The sequence below is a fragment of the Glycomyces sp. YM15 genome, assembly GCF_016918015.1.
In the GTDB taxonomy this organism is placed as follows: Bacteria; Actinomycetota; Actinomycetes; order Mycobacteriales; family Micromonosporaceae; genus Glycomyces.
Genome location: NZ_JAERMK010000020.1, coordinates 31,438 through 52,682, shown reverse-complemented (window position 1 = coordinate 52,682; position 21,245 = coordinate 31,438). Strand labels below are relative to the sequence as shown.

Genomic DNA, 21,245 nt, shown 5'->3' with positions numbered 1-21,245 from the left:
CCGGCCGCCGCCCAGCCAGGGCGGCGACCCGACCCTCCGGAAGTAGACCTCCACCCGTGCGCAGCAAGCAGATCCTCCCCGTAGTGCTCCTCGCCGCCCTCGTGGCGTTCTTCCCGGTGCCGGCCTCGGCCGAACCGGACGAGAAGACCCTCGAATCCGATCTGGCCGAGGCCATCGACAAGGTCGCCGACGCCGAGGACGCGGTCGACGCCGCGAACGCCCGCGCCGCCGAACTGGAGACGCAGATCGCCCAGACGCAGACGCTGTTCAACGAGCTCACCGCCGACCTCAACGAGTACGCGATCTACCTCCACACCGAAGGCGACCTCCAGACCACCAACGCGATCCTCTCCTCCGAGAACAGCAGCGACCTGGTCGACGCCATGACCTACACCGGGTTCCTCGGTGGCGAACGCGCCGCGCTCATGAACGAGGCCGGGACCCTCCTCGAACAGCTCGAGGCCCAACGGTCCGCGCACGCCGACGAGATCCAGACCGCCGAGGACGCGCTCGAAGACGCCGAGAAGGCCGCCGAGGAACTCGAGGAACAGCTCGAAGAGCTCCGCGCCGAGGAGGCCTCCGGGCCCGGCTCCGACGGCGGCGCCCCCTCCGCCGAAGGCTACGGCGGCGACGGCGGCGGGTGCACCGAGGACGACCCCACCACCGACGGTTGCCTCACCCCGCGGACCCTCCACATGTACAACGAGACGAAGGAGGCCGGGTTCGACCACTACGTGTCCTGCTACCGCTCCGGCGGCTCCGGTGAGCACCCGCTCGGCCGCGCCTGCGACTGGGCCGCCGACGAGTCGGGGTTCCAGAACCAGGACGCCCAGGGCGATGACAAGACCTACGGCGACCAGCTCGCCTCGTGGTATGTCAACAACGCCGACGCGCTCGGGGTCGAATACGTGATCTGGTACCGCGAGTTCTGGTCGCCGTCCTCGGGGTGGCGCTCCTACTCGGGTGCGGGCGGCGACCCCGCCTCCGATCACACCAACCACGTCCACGTCTCCATGCGCTAGTCCCCGCCCTAGGAAGTGAGCCGATGACCAGCATCCGCGACCAGTACCTCCATGCCGCCCGCACCGGCCTCGCGCTCCTCGGGGCCGAAGCGGTCGCGAAGGCCTGGGCCGAGCCTTCGGCCTTGGCGGGCTTCACCGTCGGCGGCCTCGCCGCCCACCTCGCCCAGCAGGTCACCTCCGTCACCGCCGCACTCGAGGCCGACCACGGCGGCAAGGAGATCGTCGGCCTCTTCGAGCACTACGACCGCGCCGCATGGCTGGCCGCCGACATCGACAACGACTACAACACCGGCATCCGCGACGGCGGCGAGCGGGCCGCCGAATCCGGACCCGAGACCGTCATCGCCGGGACCGCCGCCGCGCTCACCGCCCTCGAGACGGCACTGCCCGCCATAGACGGCACCGCGACCAGCGGCAACACCCGCTGGCCCTACGCGGTGACCCTCGACGACTTCCTGCGCACCCGCATCATGGAACTCGTCGTCCACGGCGACGACCTGGCCTACTCCGTCGGCATCGCGACTCCCGTGTTCGACCAGGACGTCTTCGACACGGCCGCGTGGATGCTCGCGCGCCTCGCCGCGAAACGCCACGGCCAGACCGGACTCGTGCGCGCGCTCGCCCGCACCGAACGGGCCCCGGAGACCATCAGCGGCCTGTGACCCCGGGCCCGGGCCGTGGCCGCCCCGCGACGGGTGTGCTACGGTTCGGCCCATGTCTACGGCAGTTCGCAAGTATTGGCGCTTTACGCCGGCTCCGGGTGGAGCCCGGCGGCGCACGCGCTGACCGACGAACACACCCGGAGCCAACAAGGCAGCGACACGAGTCGCTGCCTTTCGTCGTCAGGCGGGCCGGCACCGGGAAGACCTCGAGTGGACAGGACCCGCCTCGCAACAGAGATGGGAACCGCACCCGATGTCCTCGCCCGCCGATCGTTCACCGCAGACCAACGACCTGCGCGTCACCTCCTTCCAGCCGCTCGTGGCCCCGGCCGTCCTCCGCGCCGAGCTGCCGCTCGGCGACGACCGCGCCGACCTCGTCGAACGCACCCGCCGCGAGGTGCAGCACGTCCTCGACGGCACCGACGACCGCCTCCTGGTCGTCGTCGGCCCCTGCTCCGTGCACGACGCCGCCGCCGCAAGGGACTACGCGCAGCGCCTCGCGGCCGCCGCGGCCCCGCTCGGCGACGCCCTGATGGTCGTCATGCGCGTCTACTTCGAGAAGCCCCGCACCACCGTCGGCTGGAAGGGCCTCATCAACGACCCGCACCTCGACGGCTCCCACGACGTCGAACTCGGGCTGCGCCTGGCCCGGCAGGTGCTCCTCGACGTGCTGGATGCGGGCCTGCCGGTCGGCTGCGAGTTCCTGGAGCCGACGAGCCCGCAGCACATCGCCGACGCCGTCTCCTGGGGCGCGATCGGCGCCCGCACCACCGAATCGCAGGTCCACCGGCAACTCGCCTCGGGCCTGTCGATGCCCGTCGGGTTCAAGAACACCACCGACGGCGACCTGGCCTCGGCGATCGACGGCTGCCGGGCCGCCGCCGGCGACCACGTGTTCTTCGGCGTCGACGAGGACGGGCACGCGTCCATCGTCTCCACCAGCGGCAACCCCGACTGCCACATCATCCTGCGCGGCGGTCGCGGCGGCCCCAACTTCGGGCCCGAGGACGTGCGGGACGCGCTGGCGCTCCTGGCCAAGCACGGCATGCCGCAGCGGCTCGTCGTGGACGCGAGCCACGCCAACTCCGGCAAGGACCACGTCCGCCAGGCCGAGGTCGTGCGCGAGGTCGCCGCGCGCATCGGATCGGGGGAGCAGGGCATCGCCGGTCTGATGATCGAGAGCTTCATCGAGCCCGGCCGGCAGGAGCCGGCCCCGCTGGAGACGCTCGTCTACGGCAAGTCCGTGACCGACGCGTGCGTCGGCTGGGACGAGACCGAGGCGCTCCTGGGCGAGCTCGCCGCGGCCGTCCGCCGCTCCCGCGCCTGACCGAAGCGACGCGAGAGGGCCCACAGCATCACGCTGCGGGCCCTCTCGTCGTTGCCGTGCTTAGGCGATGCGGATGGTGTTCCAGCTCATCGCTGGCAGCGCCACATAGGCCACGCCGTCCTTGACGGTGACGTCGCCGTTGGCGACCGGGGCGACGCGGGTCTGGTCCTCCAGCGTGTTCTTCGCGTTCGGGTCGTCGTCGGTGAGCGTCGAGCAGGACACGTCGGCGAGGCCGCCGAGCGAGGCGAGGTCGATCTCGAGGGTCAGCGGCGACTCGAGCTCGCGGTTGACGGCGAACACGGTGTAGGTGCCGTCCTCGTTCGCCACCGCCACGGAGTGGAGGGCGTCGACGTCGCCGTACTTGTCGGTCGCGAACGTGGGGGAGTCGGCGTTGACGCGCAGGACCTTGCCGCGACCGAACTTCGAGGCCTCCGCGAACGGGAAGAACGTGGTCTGGCGCCACGCGGGCCCGTCCGGCTCGGTCATGATCGGGGCGATCACGTTCACCAGCTGCGCGAGGCAGGCGGCGGTGACGCGGTCGCAGCGGCGCAGCAGCGTGATCATCAGCGAACCGAACACGACCGCGTCCATCGCCGAGTAGACGTCCTCGAGCTGGCGGGGCGCGACCGCCCAGGGCTCCTCGCGCTCGCCGGTGGGCGCGTTCTGGTACCAGACGTTCCACTCGTCGAAGGAGATGTTGATCTTCTTGTCGCTCTTCAGCTTCGCGCCGACCGCGTCGGCGGTGGCGGTGACGCCGTCGATGAACAGCTCCATGTCCTGCGCCGAGGCCATGAACGACTTGAAGTCGCCGTCGCGGGGCTGGTAGTAGGCGTGCGCGGAGATGTAGTCGACCGACTCGTACGACTGGGTCAGGACCTCGGCCTCCCAGGCGCCGAACTCGGGCATGCCGCGGGAGGAGGAGCCGCAGGCGACGAGGTCGAGGTCCGGGTCGATGTACCGCATCGAGCGGGCGACCTGGTCGGCGGTGCGGCCGTATTCGTGGGCGGTCTTCTGGCCGATCTGCCAGGGGCCGTCCATCTCGTTGCCCAGGCACCACAGCTTGATGCCGTAGGGCTCCTCGTCGCCGTGGGAGCGGCGCAGGTCCGACCAGTACGTGCCGCCGGGGTGGTTGGCGTACTCGAGGAGGTCGAGGGCCTCCTGGAGACCGCGGGTGCCGAGGTTGACGGCCATGTTCGGCTCGACGCCGACGGTGCGGCAGAACTTCATGAACTCCGAGAGCCCGAACTGGTTGGTCTCGGTGGTGCCCCAGGCGAGGTCGAGGCGGCGCGGCCGGTCCTCCTTGGGGCCGGTGCCGTCCTCCCACCGGTAGCCGGAGACGAAGTTCCCGCCGGGGTAGCGGACCATCGTCGGGCCCAGTTCGCTGATGAGGTCGAGCACGTCCTGGCGCAGGCCGTCGGCGTTCGCACTCGCGTGGCCGGGCTCGTAGATGCCGGTGTAGACGCACCGCCCGAGGTGCTCGACGAAGGACCCGAACAGCCGCTCGGGCACGTCGGCGACGGTGAAGCGCGGATCGAACTCGATGCGCGCGCGTTGGGGTTCGGCCATGGTCGCCTCCTGTGAAGGGTTCGCTGTCTCTCACCGGCGGCCCGAAGGCACACGCGAGCGCTTGCCGGGCCGGTCTCGGAGACGCTACCAGACCCGAACTTTACCGTTACAGGAACTCGTGGGGTGCGGTCACAGCTCCTGCGCGGTCGAGGCCCGGGCGATGAGTTCGGGCTGGAAGACCACGTTGCGGTGGGTGTGCCCCGCGCCCTCGCCGATCTCGTCGAACAGCAGCTGCGCGGCCGTGCGGCCCAGCTGCGAGCGCGGCTGCCGGATCGAGGACAGCGGCACCGCCGCGGCGGCCGCGAAGTCGATGTCGTCGTAGCCGATGATCGCGCACTCCTGCGGCACCTTCACGCCGTGCATCGTCAACGCCTGCAAGGCGCCCAGCGCCACGAGGTCGTTCGCGCAGAACATCGCCGTCGGGCGCTGTTCGAGGCCGAGCATCTGCTCGACCGCTTCGCGGCCGGCCGCGAAGTTCAGGCCCGCGGTCGTGAAGACCTCCAGGGCGAGGCCGCGCTCCTCGCACACTTCGCGGCAGCCGGCGAGCCGGTCGGCGATCTGCGGGATCGAGACCGGGCCGCCGACGAACGCGATCCGGGCGTGCCCGCGGTCGGCGAGATGCCGGGCCGCGAGGCGGCCGCCGTGCACGTCGTCGACGGCCACGGAGCAGTGCGGGTGGCGGCCGGCGCCGCGGTCGACGAGGACGAGCGGGATGTCATGGCCCGAGAGCCGCTCGATCCAGGACGCGGAGGTGTCGTCGACGGGGGTGATGAGCAGGCCCAGGACGCGCTGCTCCTCGAGGATCTCGAGGTGGCGGCGCTCGCGGCGGACGTCTTCGCCGGAGTCGCAGACGGTGACGACGCCGCCGGCGGATTCGATGAGCGGCTCGGCGCCGCGCACCACGTCGGTGAAGAACGGGTTCGCGACGTCCAGCACGACGACCGCGACGGTGCGGGAGCGCCCGGCCCGGAGTTGGCGGGCGGAGTCGTTGCGCACGTAGCCGAGTTCGGCGATCGCGGCCTGCACTCGCGTGCGGGTCTCCTCGGCGACGGCCTCGGGCCGGTTGAGCACGTTGGAGACCGTCCCGACCGACACGCCCGCGGCGCGCGCGACGTCCTTCATGCTGGTAGTGGTCATCGTCACCTCACGAATGCTATCGGGAGCCCAGGGTAGTGCAGGGGTGCGCATCGACGGATCGATTGCGATCACTGCCGGGCGGCGCTCCGGTCACGGAATTGAAACGGTTCAACGGCGAACCCGGAGCTTGAGGAGCATATACCGAACCGTGTTCGAATTTCTTGGCGGTCGTGCCTTGACAACCTGAGGCGCGGGGTTTTAACTTATCGAAACCCCTTCATGAATCGATTCAAAATGTGCGCGGCCGCTGCAGAGGACAACCACGCAGCCGCGGACGCTCCGCGAACACCACCGAGGAGGAACCCCTTGGCAGCCCCGACCAACGGCTTGCAAGCGCCTGCCAAGGCGCGCGTGTGCTTCACGCTCCGCGTCCGGCCCGACCGCCTGGACGAATACCGCGAACGCCACGCCGCCGTCTGGCCCGACATGCTCGCCGCCCTCGCCGAGACCGGATGGTCCAACTACTCCCTCTTCCTCGGCGACGACGGACTCCTCGTGGGCTACCTGGAGACCGACGACTTCGACGCCGCCCGAGCCGCCATGGCCGACCGCGAGGTCAACGCCCGCTGGCAGGCCGAGATGGCCCCCTTCTTCGAAGGCACCGGCGGCGCCAACGCCGACGACGCCTTCAACGTCCTCCCCGAAGTGTTCAACCTCGAGACCCAACTGGCCCAGGCCGCACGCGAAGGAGCCGGCGAATGAGCGACAGCGTCGAATCGCAAAGCACCGTCGAGAACGCCAAGGGGGTCCTCGCGGCACAGACCATCGAACTGCCCTCCTGGGCGTTCGGCAACTCCGGCACCCGCTTCAAGGTCTTCGCCCAGCACGGCGTCCCCCGCGACCCCTTCGAGAAACTCGCCGACGCCGCCCAGGTCAACCAGTACACCGGCGCCGCCGGATCCGTCGCCCTCCACATCCCATGGGACAAAGTGGACGACTACGGGGCGCTCGCCGCCCACGCCGCCGACCTCGGCATCCAGATCGGCACCATCAACTCCAACACCTTCCAAGACGACGACTACATGCTCGGCTCGGTCTGCCACCCCGACCCCGCCGTCCGCCGCAAAGCCACCGAGCACCTCCTCGAATGCGTCGACATCATGGACGCCACCGGCTCCACGGACCTGAAGCTCTGGTTCGCCGACGGCACCAACTACCCCGGCCAGGACTCCATCGCCGACCGCCAGGACCGCCTCGCCGACGTCCTCGCCGAGGTCTACGCCCGACTCGGCGACCACCAGCGCCTCCTCCTCGAATACAAGCTGTTCGAGCCGTCGTTCTACACGATGGACGTCCCCGACTGGGGCACCGCGTACGCGCACTGCCTCAAGCTCGGCCCGAAGGCGCAGGTCGTCATCGACACCGGGCACCACGCGCCCGGCACCAACATCGAGTTCATCGTCGCGATGCTGCTGCGCGAAGGCAAGCTCGGCGGGTTCGACTTCAACTCCCGCTTCTACGCCGACGACGACCTGATGGTCGGCTCGGCCGACCCGTTCCAACTGTTCCGGATCATGCACGAGCTGGCGCTGCGCGGCGTGGTCGGCCCGGATTCGGGGATCGCGTACATGCTCGACCAGTGCCACAACATCGAGCCGAAGATCCCCGGCCAGATCCGGTCGGTGATGAACGTGCAGGAGGCGACCGCGAAGGCGCTGCTGGTCGACACGGATGCGCTCAGTGCCGCGCAGGCGGCCGGAGACGTTTTGGGGGCCAACGCGGTCCTGATGGACGCCTACAACACCGACGTCCGCCCGCTGCTGGCCGAACTGCGCGCCGAGCAGGGCCTGGACGCCGACCCGATGGCCGCGTACGCGGCATCGGGGTACGCGGAGAAGATCAAGGCCGACCGCCAGGGCGGCCAGGCCGCCGGTTGGGGGGCCTGAGGATGGGTGCGGTGCGGGATCTGATCGGCCGGTCGAACCGGCTCGGCGCGGACAAGCGCAACACGAACTACGCGGGCGGCAACACCTCCGCGAAGGGGACCGAGACCGACCCGGTGACGGGTGAACCGGTGGACCTGTTGTGGGTCAAGGGCTCCGGCGGCGACCTCGGGACCCTGACGGAGTCCGGGCTCGCGGTGCTGCGGCTGGACCGGATGCGGGCCATGGTCGACACCTATCCGGGCATCGACGCGGAAGACGCGATGGTCGAGCGGTTCGACTACTGCCTCCACGGGCGCGGCGGCGCCGCCCCGTCGATCGACACGGCCATGCACGGCCTCGTTGACGCCGCGCACGTCGACCACCTGCACCCCGATTCGGGGATCGCGTTCGCCACCGCCGTTGACGGTCCCGCCTTGACGAAGGCGTGCTTCGGCGACCGCGTGGTGTGGGTCCCGTGGCGCCGCCCCGGTTTCCAGCTCGGCCTCGACATCGCCGCGATCAAGGCGGCGAACCCGCAGGCCATCGGCTGTATCCTCGGCGGCCACGGCATCACCGCCTGGGGCGACACCTCCGAAGCGTGCGAAGCGAACTCGCTCGAGATCATCCGCGGCTGCGAGGCGTTCATCGCCGAGCGCGGCAAAGCCGACCCGTTCGGCGCGACGGTCGCCGAGCCCCTGGACCCGGAGGCCCGCGCCGAACGCGCCGCCGCGCTCGCTCCGGTCATCCGCGGCCTCGCCTCCACCGACCACCGCCAGGTCGGGCACTACACGGACGACCAGGTCGTCCTCGACTTCCTCGCCTCGGCGCGGATGCCCGAACTCGCGGCCCTGGGCACGTCGTGCCCGGACCACTTCCTGCGCACCAAGGTCCGCCCGCTCGTCCTCGACCTCCCGCCGACCGCCTCCATCGAGGCGACCGTCGAGCGGCTGCAGGAGCTGCACGCGGCCTACCGCGCGGCCTACGCCGCCTACTACCGGCGGTATGCGACCGAGGAGTCTCCCGCGATGCGCGGCGCCGACCCGGCGATCGTGCTGGTGCCCGGAGTCGGCATGTTCTCCTTCGGCGCCGACAAGCAGACCGCGCGCGTCGCCGGCGAGTTCTACGTGAACGCCATCAACGTGATGCGCGGGGCCGAGGCGATCTCCACCTACGCCCCGATCGACGAGTCCGAGAAGTTCCGCATCGAGTACTGGGACCTCGAAGAGGCCAAGCTCAAGCGCCGCCCCAAGCCCAAGCCGCTCGCCGGACGCGTCGCGTTCGTGACCGGCGCGGCCGGAGGCATCGGCAAGGCCACCGCCGAACGCCTCGCCGCCGAGGGCGCGTGCGTCGTGATCGCCGACCTCGACGCCGACAACGCCGCAGCGGCCGCCGCCGAAATCGGCAACACCGACACCGCGGTAGGCGTGGCCTGCAACGTCACCGACGAAACGGCCGTCGCCGCCGCGATCGACACCGCGGCGCTCGCGTTCGGCGGGGTGGACCTGGTCGTGAACAACGCCGGGCTTTCCCTGTCGAAGCCGCTGCTGGAGACCACCGCCGCCGACTGGGACCTCCAACACGACGTCATGGCCAAAGGCTCCTTCCTCGTCTCCCGCGAGGCCGCGCGGCTCATGGTCGCCCAGGGCATGGGCGGCGACATCGTCTACATCGCCTCCAAGAACTCGGTCTTCGCCGGACCCAACAACATCGCCTACTCCGCCGCCAAAGCCGACCAGGCCCACCAAGTCCGCCTCCTCGCCGCTGAACTCGGCGGCCACGGCATCCGCGTCAACGGCATCAACCCCGACGGCGTCGTCCGCGGCTCCGGCATCTTCGCCTCCGGCTGGGGCGCCAACCGCGCCGCCGTCTACGGCGTGGACGAATCCGAACTCGGCAAGTACTACGCCGGCCGCACCCTCCTCAAGAAAGAGGTCCTGCCCTCCTCGGTCGCCGACGCCGTCTACGCGCTCGTCGGCCCCGACCTCGGCCTGACCACCGGCGTCCACATCCCCGTCGACTCGGGCAACCCGCAAGGATTCCTGCGGTGACGCTCCTGGCCGCCGTCGACCTCGGCGCTTCCTCCGGGCGCGTCATGGCCGCGCACGTGCGCGGGGACCGGATCGACCTCGCCGAGGCCGCCCGGTTCCCCAACCGGGCCGTCAACGTGCGCGGACGCCTCTACTGGGACGTGCTCGGCCTGTGGTCCGGCGTGCTCGACGGTCTGCGCGCCGTCGGCGACGCCGCCGCGATCGGCGTGGACTCCTGGGCGGTCGACTACGGCCTCATCGGCCACGACGGCCACCTGGCCGCCAACCCCGTCTGCTACCGCGACATCCGCAACGCCGCCGCCAGGACCAAAGCCCTCGAACAGATCAGCGCCGCCGACCTCTTCGCGGCCACCGGGATCCAACCCCAGCCGTTCAACACCATCTTCCAGCTCGCCGCCGAGACCATCAGCGCCCACCGGGCACTGCTGATCCCGGACCTCATCGGGTACTGGCTCTCGGGCGTCCCGGCCTGGGAGGCGACCAACGCCTCCACGACCGGGCTCATCGACCAGGCCACCGGCGACTGGTCAGCCGATCTGGCGGGCCGGCTCGGGCTCGATCTGGGGCTGCTGGGCCCGGTCACGCCGACCGGGACGGTCCTGGGACCGGTGCTGTCCGACGTCGCCGCGGCGACCGGGCTCGCCTTGTCGACCAAGGTGATCGCGACGGCCAGCCACGACACCGCCGCCGCGGTCGCGGCCGTCCCCTACGAGGGGGACCGGGCCGCGTACATCTCGTGCGGCACGTGGTCGCTCGTCGGCGTCGAACGCGACACCCCGATCACCGGCGCCGCGGCGCTCGAGGCGGGGTTCACGAACGAACGGGGCGCGGACGGTTCGATCCGGTTCCTGCGCAACGTCGCCGGGCTGTGGCTGCTCAACGAGGCGGTGGGCGCCTGGCGGTCGCAAGGCTTGGACATCGACCTGGCCGCGCTGCTGGCCGACGCCGCGAAGGTCGAGCGGCTGCGGTCGGTCGTCGACCCCGACGACGCGCGGTTCGCCGACCCCGGCGACATGGCCGAGCGGATCCGCGCCTGCTGCGCCGAGACCGGGCAGGCGGTGCCCGAGTCCCCCGCGGAGGTGGCGGCGTGCGTGCTCGACTCGCTCGCGCTCGCCCACCGCCGCGCGATCGCCTCCCTTGAGGACCTCACCGGAGACCCGGTCGAAACGATCCACATCGTCGGCGGCGGCGCCAACAACGCGCTGCTGTGCCAGTTGACCGCCGACGCGACCGGCCGCCCCGTCCTGGCCGGGCCCGACGAGGCCACCGCCCTGGGCAACGCCCTCGTCCAGGCCCAGGCGCTCGGCCTCATCGCGCCGGGGCCCCAGGCCCGGCGCGCGGTCGCCCGCGCCTCCGCACGTCCGCGCCGCTTTGCGCCCCGGGGGTCGCAGACCCCCTGGGCGAGTGCGGCGGCGCGGTTCCAGACCTGCACTGCCTGACAAGCGGCGCAAGCGAACTCAATAGATCCCGAAGGCCCGCCCCTGGGGCGGGACCCCTCTTATAAGAAGGAGCAATCAACGATGATGCGCAACCCTCACGGCCTCCGGCGCCGTTCAGTGCTCACCGGCGCGGCCGCGGCGGCGACCGTTGCCGCGGCCGCCGCGTGCGGCGACGACGGCCCCGCCGGCACGGCCGACGACCCGGTCGAGATCGGCTTCGAATGGTGGGGCGACGAGGCTCGTGCCGAGGTCACCCAGCAGGCTGTCGATCTCTTCATGCAGAAGAACGAGGGCATCAAGGTCCAGACGAACTTCTCCGACTTCCCGACCTACTGGGAGTCGATGACCACCCGCATGGCGTCGCGCGACCTGCCCGACGTGCTGAACATGGACTACTCGCGGCTGCTGCAGTTCGGCAGCAACGGGCTGCTCACGCCCCTGGACGGCCTGGTCGACACCAGTGACTTCATCGACGGGTTCCTCGACACCGGCTACGTCAACGACGAGCTGGTCGCCGTCCCGATCGCCGGGAACACGCTCGGGCTGATCTACCGCTCCGACTGGTACGACCCGGCGAGCGTCACCCTCGAGCCGGGCTACACGTGGGAGGACTACCACGCGGCCATCGAGGCCGTCACCGCCACCCTGCCCGAGGGCAAGTGGGGCGGCGGCGACTACGCCGGTCAGTACCACTTCATGGAGTTGTGGCTGCGCCAGCAGGGCGGCAGTTTCTACGCGACGGACGGCGCGGCGCTGAACTTCGACCGGGCGAAACTCATCGAATGGTGGAGCGCGACCGAGGCGCTCCGGACCGAGGGCGCCGTTCCGCCCATTGAGGTGTCCTCGCAGTGGGCGCCCGAGAACGGGTTCGTCCTCGACACGGTCGGCGCCGACCCCGGCTGGGACAACTTCCTGGCCTGGTACGCCCCGACCGTCGCCGAGAAGGGCGGCACGCTCGCCCTGGCCGCGCCGCCGAGCCTGGACCCGAACAACCTCGGCTTGTACCTCAAGCCCTCGATGCAGCTGTGCATCTCCGCCAACAGCGAGTTCCCCGAGGAGTCGGGCAAGCTGATCGACTTCCTGCTCACCGACCCGGAGGCCATCGCGATCCTCGGCACCAGCCGCGGTGTCCCCGCCACCAATGTCGGTCGCGCGAACGTGGAGGTCGACGAGATCTCGCAGCAGGTCCTCGACTACGAGGCCAGCGTCGAGCAGTACCTGACCGCGCCGCCCCCGCCCCCGCCGGCCGCCACCGGCGCGATCGAGGTCAAGTTCGGCGAGCTGTACCAGCAGGTCCAGTACGGCGAGCTGACGGCGGCCGAAGGAGCCGACGCCTTCTTCACCGAGGCGGAGACACTGCTCGCCTCCGAACAATAACCATCCCGACCAACGCAGAGGAAACACCAGCCGTGTCAGCGTCTCCCTCCACCGCCGCCGAGCCGAAGACGGGCTCGGCCGGTGAGGCCGGAGCGCCACCCGTCCGCGGGCCCCGGGGAGCGGCCAAGCGCCGCTCCTCGGCGGTCCGTGGAGGTGAGCGACTCGCCGGCTACACCTTCATGATCCCGTGGCTCGTCGGTACAGCGGTGCTGACCATCGGGCCGATGGCCTGGTCGCTCTACCTGTCCTTCACCGACTACCACCTCATCCGCGGTGGCGACTGGATCGGGATGGCCAATTACACGGCGATCTTCCAAGATCCGATGTTCCTCCGGGCGGTCAAGGTCACGCTCCTGTACGTGGTGATCGCGGTCCCCGTCAAACTGGTCGCCTCGCTGTTCGTGGCGATGCTCCTGGCGCAGCAGCGCCGCGGCATGGGCTTCTACCGGGCGGCGTTCTACATGCCGTCGCTCATCGCCATGAGCGTCGGCGTCGCGCTCATCTGGAAGGCGCTGTTCTCCCAGGACGGCACCCAGGACCGACTCATGAGCGCCTTCGGCTGGGACGGCGGCGGATTCCTCGGCAACCCGTCGGTCTCGATCCTCATGCTCGTGCTCCTGGCCGTGTGGAGTTTCGGCGCCCCCATGGTCATCTTCCTGGCCGGGCTCATGCAGGTCCCGCAGGAGCTCTACGAGGCGGCCGACGTCGACGGCGCCAGCAAGTGGCGCAAGTTCCTCCACATCACGCTGCCGATGCTCTCGCCGGTCATCTTCTTCAACGTCCTCATGGAGACCGTCGGCGCCTTCCAGCTGTTCGGGCCCGCCTACATCATCGGCGGCGAGAGCGGCGCGCCGGCATGGTCGACGCTCTTCTACACCGTCCGCATCTACACACTGGCGTTCACCGACTTCCGGATGGGATACGCCTCGGCGTACGCCTGGCTGCTCGTGCTCGCGGTCGGCATCGTCACGGTGATCATGTTCCGGGCCGCCAAGCGGCTCGTCTTCTATGCGGGGGAGGACGGCCGATGACCGTCAAGACGGCGCCAGGACACACGATCGCCGGCCCGCGCAGGCCCCTTTCGGCGAAGGTGAAGTCGGCCGCGTGGCACGCGAGCATGATCGCGGTGCTCGCGATCGTCCTGTACCCCCTGCTGTGGGTGATCGCGTCCTCGCTCAAGGACAACGTCGACATCATCACCGACACGACACTGTGGCCCGAGCAGGTCACATGGGAGCATTTCGCCAACGCCTTCGACGGCCTGGCCGGGATCCCGCTGTGGCGGTTCTTCTGGAACTCGTTCCTGATCTCGGCACTGTCGGTGGTCGGCACGGTGGCCTCATCGGCCATCACCGCGTACGCCCTCGCCAGGCTCCAGTTCCCCGGCCGCACCGTCATGCTCGGCATCGTCATCGCGACGCTGCTCCTGCCCGGCCAGGTCATGCTCATCCCGCAGTACCTGATCTTCAGCGAACTGGACCTGACGAACACCTACATTCCGCTGGTGATCGGCAAGTTCCTCGCCCTCGACGCGTTCTTCGTGTTCCTGTTCATGCAGTTCCTCCGGGGCATCCCGCGCGAGCTCGACCAGGCCGCGACGATCGACGGCGCAGGGCATTACCGGATCTTCTTCTCGATCCTCCTGCCGCTGCTGCGCCCGGCGGTAGTGACCACCTCGATCTTCACCTTCATCTGGTCGTGGAACGACTTCATGGGTCCGCTGATCTACATCTATGAAATGGAGAAGTTCCCGCTGCCGCGCCTGCTGCAGGCCTACTCGAACTCCGAGGGCGTCTCGAACTGGGGCGGCATGATGGCGATGACGCTGCTCTCGCTCGTCCCGGTGGTGCTGTTCTTCCTGGTATTCCAGAAGTTCCTCATCAAGGGCATCGCCACCTCCGGTGTCAAGGGCTAACGTGGCGTCCGTGGCTGGCAGGCGGCAGGGATTCGGCGAGGGGTTCGCGCTCCTGGCCGAGTGCCTGCTGACCGGTGCGTGGCTGGTGTTGGCGGCGCTGCCGGTGGTGACGCTGCCGGCGGCGCTGGCGGCGTCGGCGCGGCATGTGGCGGCCTATGTCGACGGCGAGTCGTCGGGGTGGATCGGTTTCTGGGCTGATTTCCGCGTCGCGTGGCGCGAGTCGTGGCGTGCGGGTCTGGCGGTGATCGGCGCCGGGGCGCTGCTGGGGTTGAATCTGGCGGTGCTGGCGCAGGAGGGGGTGCCGGGTCGCCCGGGGTTCGCTCTGGCGACGTTCGCCGTGGCGGGCCTGGCGGTGACGGTGCTGCTGCGGGCGGCGGCGGCATGGGCGCCCGGGTCGCGGTGGCGGTCGCTGTTCGCGGCCGCGATGGAGGAGACGCGGGGCGATCTGTCGGGTACGGGGATCCTGCTGGGCGGAGTGGCGGTGCTCGCGGCGTGCGTGTGGGCGCTGTGGCTGCTGGTGGTGCCGATGGGCGGGTGCCTGATCGGTGCGGCGGTGGCGGTGCGGCGGCGTCGGATCGCGCGCGAGGAGGAGGCGCTCCGGGAGGCTTAGGTGCCCGGTATCGGGTGTCCTGGTGCCCCGAGCCGGTCCGCGCGGACCGGCCCGGGGTTGTTTCCTGTCACGTTTTCGCGGTGGGCTCGGCTCGTGTCGCGTCCTGAGTGGAGGCGCGGTCTCGGGTCCCAGCTCGGTCGATCTCGGGTCCGCGCATCGGTCGGCCCTGGCGGCGGGGCGTAAATTCGGCGATACAGGTGTCGGAGGCTCCGGTTAGAATCCAGATACACCCACCGAGCCGCAGAGTATTCGAACGACCGGAACCGCCCGCCGCACTGGCCGGCGAGAGGAGACCGACCCAGGGCACGCGCCGCCGCGACCGCAGTCACGCGCCGACACGGGCCCCGCCGAGAGGACCGCCTTGAGCAAACCAGCAGCAGCGCCGCTTCCCGGTTGGGGCGTGTGGACGTGGCCCAACCTGGTCACCGCCGTGCGCCTTCTTGGCATTCCGCTGGTGTGCTATCTCCTGCTGGCCACCCAGTACTACTGGCAGGCCGCGATCATTCTCGCCGTCGGCGGCGGCACGGACTGGGTCGACGGGCAGTTGGCCCGTCGCCTGGGGCAGGTCTCGAAGCTGGGGCGGCTGCTCGACCCGTTCGTCGACCGGCTCTACATTCTTTCGTCGCTGCTGATGCTCACGTTCCTGGGGTTGCTGCCGTGGCTGTTCGCGGCGGTCGTGCTGCTGCGGGATGCGGTCATGGTGTCGATGGTGGTGGTGCTGCGCTGGCACGGGTACGCGCCGCCGCAGGTGCATTTCCTCGGCAAGTGCGCCACGGCGATGGTGTTCATGTCGTTCCCGGTGCTCGTCATCGCCGGTCTCGTGGCGGACGCGGATTCGTGGGCGGCGCCGCTGGGGTGGGCCCTGGCGTGGTGGGGGCTGGGCCTGTACTGGCTCGCCGCGGTGGTCTACCTCCGGCAGGCCGCAGGGCTGCTGCGGGCGGGGCGCCCGCAGTCGAGCGTGACCGCGTGAGGTTCGCGCGCCGATGATCACGAGCCGCGGCCCCGCCGCAGGCGGCCCGCGCCCGGGCGATACGGTCATGATCGTCCGACCCGTCATGCGGCGGGGTTTCCAAGAGGGGAGCGCCAGGTGATTCCGGAGCAACTGCGTTACACCGCGGAGCACGAGTGGGTCGAGGAGCGCGGCGAGAACATCGTTCGCATCGGCATCACCGACTTCGCCCAGAACGCGCTCGGCGATGTCGTATTCGTCCAGCTCCCGGAGGCAGGCACCGAGGTTCGGGCGGGGGCGGTGGTCGGCGAAGTCGAGTCGACCAAGAGCGTCTCCGACGTGTACGCTCCGTTGACCGGTAGGATTCTTTCGTGCAATGACGAATTGTCGGAATCCCCGGAATTGGTGAACAGCGACCCCTATGCGGCGGGCTGGATGTTCGACATCGAGGTCGAGGATGCCGGCTCGCTCACTGCTTTGCTCGACGCCGGTGCGTATGCGAAGCTTACGGAGTGACCAGAGGGTCCAGACTTGTAGAAGGTGGCAATCCATGACGCGTTCGAATGACGAGTTCCCTCCGCCGGATGTGACGGCCACGATGAACCTGTCCGCTCTTCAGGAGAGCGGCGAGGTCGACGCGGAGACGAACGCCGCGAACTTGGCGAGCTCGCTTCCCGCGGGGACCGCACTGCTGCTCGTCCGCCGCGGACCGAACGCGGGCGCTCGCTTCCTGCTCAACCAGGAGGTGACCACCTCCGGGCGGCACCCCGATTCCGACATCTTCCTCGATGATGTCACGGTTTCGCGGCGCCACGCCGAGTTCCACCGCGACGCGGCCGGATTCACCGTCCGCGATGTCGGCAGCCTCAACGGCACGTATGTCAACCGCGAACGTGTGGAGACCGCGGGCCTGGGCAACGGCGACGAGGTCCAGATCGGCAAGTTCCGCCTCGTGTTCGTCAGCGGCCCCAAGCTGGGCGCGGCCTGACCGCGTCCGCTCGAACCCCCGGCGACCGCCCCGCGGGCGCCGACCGCGAGTAGGCTGACAGTCTCGAGGACCCGCCCGGGGCCAACCCGGTGCGGGTCCGTTTCAGGAACACGGCACCCGTTGGAGGCGAACCGGTGCGGATGATGACCGTAGTCGGGGTCCGCGTGGAACTCCCGAGCAACCAGCCGGTGGTCCTGCTCAAGGAGACCGAAGGACACCGGTACCTGCCGATCTGGATCGGCACCGTCGAAGCCGCCGCGATCGCCTACCAGCAGCAGGACGTGCAGCTCTCCCGTCCGCTCACCCACGACCTCATGCGCGATGTGCTCGACGCGCTCGAGGTCACCCTCACCGCCGTCGAGATCACCGAACTGCGCGACACCGTGTACTTCGCCGAACTCGTGCTCGACGGCCGCACCCGCGTCTCCTCCCGCTCCTCGGATGCGATCGCGCTCGCACTGCGGGCCGAGGCCCCGATCTGGTGCGCCGACGCCGTCCTCGACGAAGCCGGCGTCGTCCTCCCCGACACCCAGGAGGACGAAGTGGAGAAGTTCCGCGAGTTCCTCGAAGACGTCACGCCCGAGGACTTCGGCGAGAGCCAATAGCACCCGCGACCTGCCCGAGCATTTCTCTCTTTCTCACCATGGTGGAGGGTCCGGCGGCTACGCTCACCCTCTGAACACCACCCAGGGGAGGAAGCCATGGACGCCCACAGTGAACCCGCAGGCCGGCCTGCCGTCCCCCCCAACCAGATCCGCGGTTGGAGGGGCACGGCCGCCTGCCGCGTCGTCGGCATCTCCTACCGCCAGCTCGACTACTGGGCCCGCACCGGACTCGTCGAACCCTCGATCCGCCGCGCCTCGGGGTCGGGCTCCAACCGCCTCTACTCCTTCCGCGACATCATCGTCCTCAAAGTCATCAAACGACTCCTCGACGCCGGCGTCTCGCTCCAGAACATCCGCAAAGCGGTCGAAGCCCTCCGCTCGAGGGGCGTCAAGGACCTCGCCGAGATCACCCTCATGTCCGACGGCTCCACCGTCTACGAATGCCGCTCCGCCGGCGAGGTCATCGACCTCCTCCGCGGCGGCCAAGGCGTCTTCGGCATCGCCGTCCGCACCACCGTCACCGAAGTCATGGGCCGCCTCGCCACCCTCCCCGGCGAAGCCCCCGTCAAGACCCCGACCCGCCTCCACCCGCCCGAGCAGACCAAGGGGCACCACACCGGGACCGTGCCCGGTCGCCGACGCACCGCCTCCTGACCTACCATGGCCGCAGAGCCGGAAAACCGGGCGGGAGAGATCGTGGGCCACATGCGCTCCACGGCACCGAAGGGGCAAGTCCCTCGCTTCAAACTCTCAGGTACCAGGACCGCCCGGAATTGGCCGCTCTGGAGCTAGCAAGGCGCTGGTGACAGACGAGGGGACCGCAACTGCCGTCGACCTGTCACCGGAGCGTCACCCATGACCGAGCGAACCTTCGCCGACCGCCACATCGGCACCAGCAGCGCCGATCAGGACGCCATGCTCAAAGCCGTCGGGCAGCCCAGCCTCGAGGCCCTCATGGACGCCTGCATGCCCGCCCTCATCCGCTCACACGAGGGCCTCGCCCTCCCCGCCGCGATCTCGGAGACACAGGCCCAGGCCGAACTCGCCGCCCTCGCCGCCCAGAACCGGCCCGTCCGCTCCATGATCGGACTCGGCTACCACGGCACCCACACCCCCGCCGTCATCCGCCGCAACGTCCTCGAGAACCCCTCCTGGTACACCGCGTACACGCCCTACCAGGCCGAGATCTCCCAAGGCCGCCTCGAAGCGCTCCTCAACTTCCAGACCATGGTCACCGACCTCACCGGCCTCGACGTCGCCGGCGCCAGCCTCCTCGACGAGGCCACCGCCGCCGCCGAAGCCATGCTCCTCGCCCGCCGCGCGGCCAAACGCGGCACCGGGGACGTCTTCGCCGTCGACCAGCGCGTCCTCCCGCAGACCCTCGCCGTTCTCAAGACCCGCGCCGAACCCGTCGGCATCCACCTCGCCATCGCCGACCTCACCGACCCCGCCGCGATCCCCGACGGCACCTTCGGCGTCCTCCTCCAATACCCCGGCGCCGACGGCACCGTCACCGACTGGACGCCCGCCGTCGAGGCCGCACACGAGAGCGGCGCCACCGTCGCCGTCGCCGCCGACCTCCTCGCCCTCACCCTCCTCACCGCGCCCGGCGAATTCGGCGCCGACATCGCCGTCGGCTCCACCCAGCGGTTCGGCATGCCCATGGCCTTCGGCGGCCCCCACGCCGGATACATGGCCGTCCGCAACGCCCTCCAGCGCCAACTGCCGGGCCGCCTCGTCGGCGTCTCCCGCGACAGCGCCGACGCCCCCGCCCTCCGCCTCGCCCTCCAAGCCCGCGAACAGCACATCCGCCGTGAGAAGGCCACCAGCAACATCTGCACCGCCCAGGTCCTCCCGGCCGTCATCGCCGCCTCCTACGCCGTCTGGCACGGCCCCGAAGGCCTCAAGGCCATCGCCGAACACGCCGCCGGCGCCGCCGCGAGGCTCGCCGCCTCGCTCCAGACCGCCGGCGTCGACCTCGTCGGCGCCGCCCTCTTCGACACCGTCACCGCCTCAGTGCCCGGCCGCGCCGACGAGATCATCGCCGCGGCCGCCGCCGGAGGCCTCAACCTCCGCCGCGTCGACCCCGACACCGTCGCGGTCGCCTGCGACGAGACCACCACCGAAGGGGACCTCCGCATCGTCTGCGACGCCTTCGGCGCCCACCTCCACGAACCCACCGCCGACCGCATCCCCGTGCAGCTGCGCCGCGAAGGCACCTACCTCACCCACCCGGTCTTCAACGCCCACCATTCCGAGACCGCGATGATGCGCTACCTCAAACGCCTCGCCGACAAGGACTACGGCCTCGACCGCGGCATGATCCCCCTCGGCTCCTGCACCATGAAACTCAACGCCGCCGCCGAGATGGAACCCATCACCTGGCCCGCATTCGCCGACATCCACCCCCTCGCCCCCGCCGACCAGACCCGCGGCTGGCAACAGCTCATCGACCAGCTCGAGACCTGGCTCGCCGAAGTCTGCGGCTACGCCGCCGTCTCCGTCCAGCCCAACGCCGGATCCCAAGGCGAGCTCGCCGGACTCCTCGCCATCCGCGCCTGGCACATGGCGCAAGGCGACACCGACCGCGACCTCTGCCTCATCCCCGCCAGCGCCCACGGCACCAACGCCGCCTCCGCCGTCCTCGCCGGCATGCGCGTGGTCGTCGTCGCCTGCGACGACGCCGGGAACATCGACATGGCCGACCTCGAAGCGAAACTCGATCAGCACGCCGATCGGCTGTCGGCCCTCATGGTCACGTACCCGTCCACGCACGGCGTGTACGAGGAGACCATCGTCGAGGTGTGCGGGCGCGTCCACGACGCGGGCGGGCAGGTGTACGTCGACGGTGCGAACCTGAACGCGCTGCTGGGCTGGGCCAAGCCGGGCCGGTTCGGGGCCGACGTGTCGCACCTGAACCTGCACAAGACGTTCTGCATCCCCCACGGCGGCGGCGGGCCGGGCGTGGGCCCGGTCGCGGTCGCGGAGCACCTGGTGCCGTTCCTGCCCTCCGACCCGATGGCCGGGGCCGCCGGGCCGGTCGGGCCCGTGTCGCAGGCGCGGTGGGGTTCGGCGGGGATCCTGCAGATCCCGTGGATGTACCTGCGGATGATGGGCGCCGACGGCGTCACCGCCGCGACCGCCGCCGCGGTCCTGGCCGCGAACTATGTGGCGGCGCGGCTGCGCGAGCACTACCCGGTGCTGTACACCGGCAAGCACGGGCTCGTCGCCCACGAGTGCATCCTGGACCTGCGCGAGCTGTCGAAGGCCTCCGGGGTGACCGTGGAGGACGTGGCGAAGCGGCTCATCGACTACGGGTTCCACGCGCCGACGATGTCGTTCCCGGTCGCCGGGACGCTCATGGTCGAGCCGACCGAATCGGAGGACCTGGCCGAACTCGACCGGTTCTGCGAGGCGATGATCGCCATCCGCGGCGAGATCGACGCGGTCGCGAACGGTGAGGTCGCCGTTGCGGACTCGGCGTTGCGCGCCGCGCCGCACACCGCCGCCGTCGTCACCGGCGACGAATGGGACCGGGTCTATTCGAGGGCCGAGGCGGCCTGGCCGGCCGGGGTGACGGCTTCGAAGTACTGGCCGCCGGTCGGCCGCATCGACAATGCGTGGGGGGACCGCAACCTGGCGTGCACGTGCCCGCCGATCGAGGCCTTCGGGGAGTAGCCGAACGCGGGCCCCGCTCACCACAGTGGGCGGGGCCTGAGGCTGGGGCTTTACACT

19 protein-coding genes and 1 riboswitch are annotated in these 21,245 nt (G+C 70.3%); of the genes, 17 read left to right on the top strand and 2 right to left on the bottom strand.

The window, feature by feature from the left end:
• Nucleotides 1-56 precede the first annotated feature (56 nt).
• The 3 genes from JHY01_RS20055 (at nucleotide 57) to JHY01_RS20045 (ending at nucleotide 3,011) form a co-directional block, all read left to right on the top strand.
• Nucleotides 57-1,022, top strand: a complete 966-nt coding sequence (locus JHY01_RS20055; RefSeq protein ID WP_205327459.1) for a hypothetical protein — start codon at nucleotides 57-59, stop codon at nucleotides 1,020-1,022.
• Between the two features lie 23 nt (nucleotides 1,023-1,045).
• Complete coding sequence (locus JHY01_RS20050) at nucleotides 1,046-1,684, top strand: maleylpyruvate isomerase N-terminal domain-containing protein (protein ID WP_205327458.1); 639 nt, start codon at nucleotides 1,046-1,048, stop codon at nucleotides 1,682-1,684.
• 253 nt (nucleotides 1,685-1,937) lie between these two features.
• Nucleotides 1,938-3,011, top strand: a complete 1,074-nt coding sequence (locus JHY01_RS20045; protein WP_205327457.1) for a 3-deoxy-7-phosphoheptulonate synthase — start codon at nucleotides 1,938-1,940, stop codon at nucleotides 3,009-3,011.
• Nucleotides 3,012-3,071: 60 nt separating this feature from the next.
• Here JHY01_RS20045 and JHY01_RS20040 read toward each other — a convergent pair whose 3' ends face one another.
• Entirely contained in the window at nucleotides 3,072-4,577 is a 1,506-nt protein-coding gene (locus tag JHY01_RS20040) for an alpha-N-arabinofuranosidase (protein WP_205327456.1), read from the bottom strand.
• A gap of 129 nt (nucleotides 4,578-4,706) precedes the next feature.
• Nucleotides 4,707-5,714, bottom strand: a complete 1,008-nt coding sequence (locus JHY01_RS20035) for a LacI family DNA-binding transcriptional regulator (protein ID WP_205327515.1) — start codon at nucleotides 5,712-5,714, stop codon at nucleotides 4,707-4,709.
• Nucleotides 5,715-6,041: 327 nt separating this feature from the next.
• Between JHY01_RS20035 and JHY01_RS20030 the strand changes: the two genes are divergently transcribed.
• The 14 genes from JHY01_RS20030 to gcvP all read left to right on the top strand — a co-directional run bounded on the left by JHY01_RS20030 (nucleotide 6,042) and on the right by gcvP (nucleotide 21,188).
• A complete protein-coding gene (locus JHY01_RS20030; protein WP_374199555.1) occupies nucleotides 6,042-6,416 on the top strand; it encodes an L-rhamnose mutarotase in 375 nt (124 codons plus the stop codon).
• Nucleotides 6,413-7,600 carry an L-rhamnose isomerase gene (gene rhaI / locus JHY01_RS20025; RefSeq protein WP_205327455.1) on the top strand — a complete coding sequence of 396 codons (1,188 nt, stop codon included), beginning with the start codon at nucleotides 6,413-6,415 and terminating at the stop codon, nucleotides 7,598-7,600. The genes JHY01_RS20030 and rhaI overlap by 4 nt, the downstream gene beginning before the upstream one ends.
• A 2-nt stretch (nucleotides 7,601-7,602) precedes the next feature.
• A complete protein-coding gene (locus JHY01_RS20020) occupies nucleotides 7,603-9,627 on the top strand; it encodes a bifunctional aldolase/short-chain dehydrogenase (protein WP_205327454.1) in 2,025 nt (674 codons plus the stop codon).
• Nucleotides 9,624-11,066: a rhamnulokinase family protein gene (locus JHY01_RS20015; RefSeq protein ID WP_307814507.1), complete on the top strand. Its 1,443-nt coding sequence runs from the start codon at nucleotides 9,624-9,626 to the stop codon at nucleotides 11,064-11,066. The genes JHY01_RS20020 and JHY01_RS20015 overlap by 4 nt, the downstream gene beginning before the upstream one ends.
• Before the next feature lie 81 nt (nucleotides 11,067-11,147).
• Nucleotides 11,148-12,443: an ABC transporter substrate-binding protein gene (locus JHY01_RS20010; RefSeq protein ID WP_205327453.1), complete on the top strand. Its 1,296-nt coding sequence runs from the start codon at nucleotides 11,148-11,150 to the stop codon at nucleotides 12,441-12,443.
• A 32-nt stretch (nucleotides 12,444-12,475) separates the two neighbouring features.
• Nucleotides 12,476-13,474 carry a carbohydrate ABC transporter permease gene (locus JHY01_RS20005; protein ID WP_205327452.1) on the top strand — a complete coding sequence of 333 codons (999 nt, stop codon included), beginning with the start codon at nucleotides 12,476-12,478 and terminating at the stop codon, nucleotides 13,472-13,474.
• Complete coding sequence (locus tag JHY01_RS20000; protein ID WP_205327451.1) at nucleotides 13,471-14,358, top strand: carbohydrate ABC transporter permease; 888 nt, start codon at nucleotides 13,471-13,473, stop codon at nucleotides 14,356-14,358. The genes JHY01_RS20005 and JHY01_RS20000 overlap by 4 nt, the downstream gene beginning before the upstream one ends.
• A 10-nt stretch (nucleotides 14,359-14,368) precedes the next feature.
• Entirely contained in the window at nucleotides 14,369-14,968 is a 600-nt protein-coding gene (locus JHY01_RS19995) for a DUF624 domain-containing protein (protein ID WP_205327450.1), read from the top strand.
• Nucleotides 14,969-15,329: 361 nt separating this feature from the next.
• Nucleotides 15,330-15,938, top strand: coding sequence for a CDP-alcohol phosphatidyltransferase family protein (locus tag JHY01_RS19990; protein WP_205327449.1), 609 nt, complete (start codon nucleotides 15,330-15,332; stop codon nucleotides 15,936-15,938).
• Nucleotides 15,939-16,055: 117 nt separating this feature from the next.
• The gene (gene gcvH, locus JHY01_RS19985; RefSeq protein ID WP_307814506.1) at nucleotides 16,056-16,433 is read left to right on the top strand and encodes a glycine cleavage system protein GcvH; all 378 of its coding nucleotides are present in this window, start codon (nucleotides 16,056-16,058) and stop codon (nucleotides 16,431-16,433) included.
• 34 nt (nucleotides 16,434-16,467) lie between these two features.
• Nucleotides 16,468-16,905, top strand: a complete 438-nt coding sequence (locus tag JHY01_RS19980; RefSeq protein ID WP_205327448.1) for an FHA domain-containing protein — start codon at nucleotides 16,468-16,470, stop codon at nucleotides 16,903-16,905.
• 134 nt (nucleotides 16,906-17,039) lie between these two features.
• Nucleotides 17,040-17,510, top strand: coding sequence for a bifunctional nuclease family protein (locus JHY01_RS19975; RefSeq protein WP_205327447.1), 471 nt, complete (start codon nucleotides 17,040-17,042; stop codon nucleotides 17,508-17,510).
• A gap of 96 nt (nucleotides 17,511-17,606) precedes the next feature.
• The gene (locus JHY01_RS19970; RefSeq protein WP_205327446.1) at nucleotides 17,607-18,164 is read left to right on the top strand and encodes a MerR family transcriptional regulator; all 558 of its coding nucleotides are present in this window, start codon (nucleotides 17,607-17,609) and stop codon (nucleotides 18,162-18,164) included.
• A 21-nt stretch (nucleotides 18,165-18,185) separates the two neighbouring features.
• Nucleotides 18,186-18,286: riboswitch (glycine riboswitch) on the top strand.
• Between the two features lie 79 nt (nucleotides 18,287-18,365).
• The gene (gene gcvP, locus JHY01_RS19965) at nucleotides 18,366-21,188 is read left to right on the top strand and encodes an aminomethyl-transferring glycine dehydrogenase (protein ID WP_205327445.1); all 2,823 of its coding nucleotides are present in this window, start codon (nucleotides 18,366-18,368) and stop codon (nucleotides 21,186-21,188) included.
• The last annotated feature ends 57 nt before the right edge of the window (nucleotides 21,189-21,245 follow it).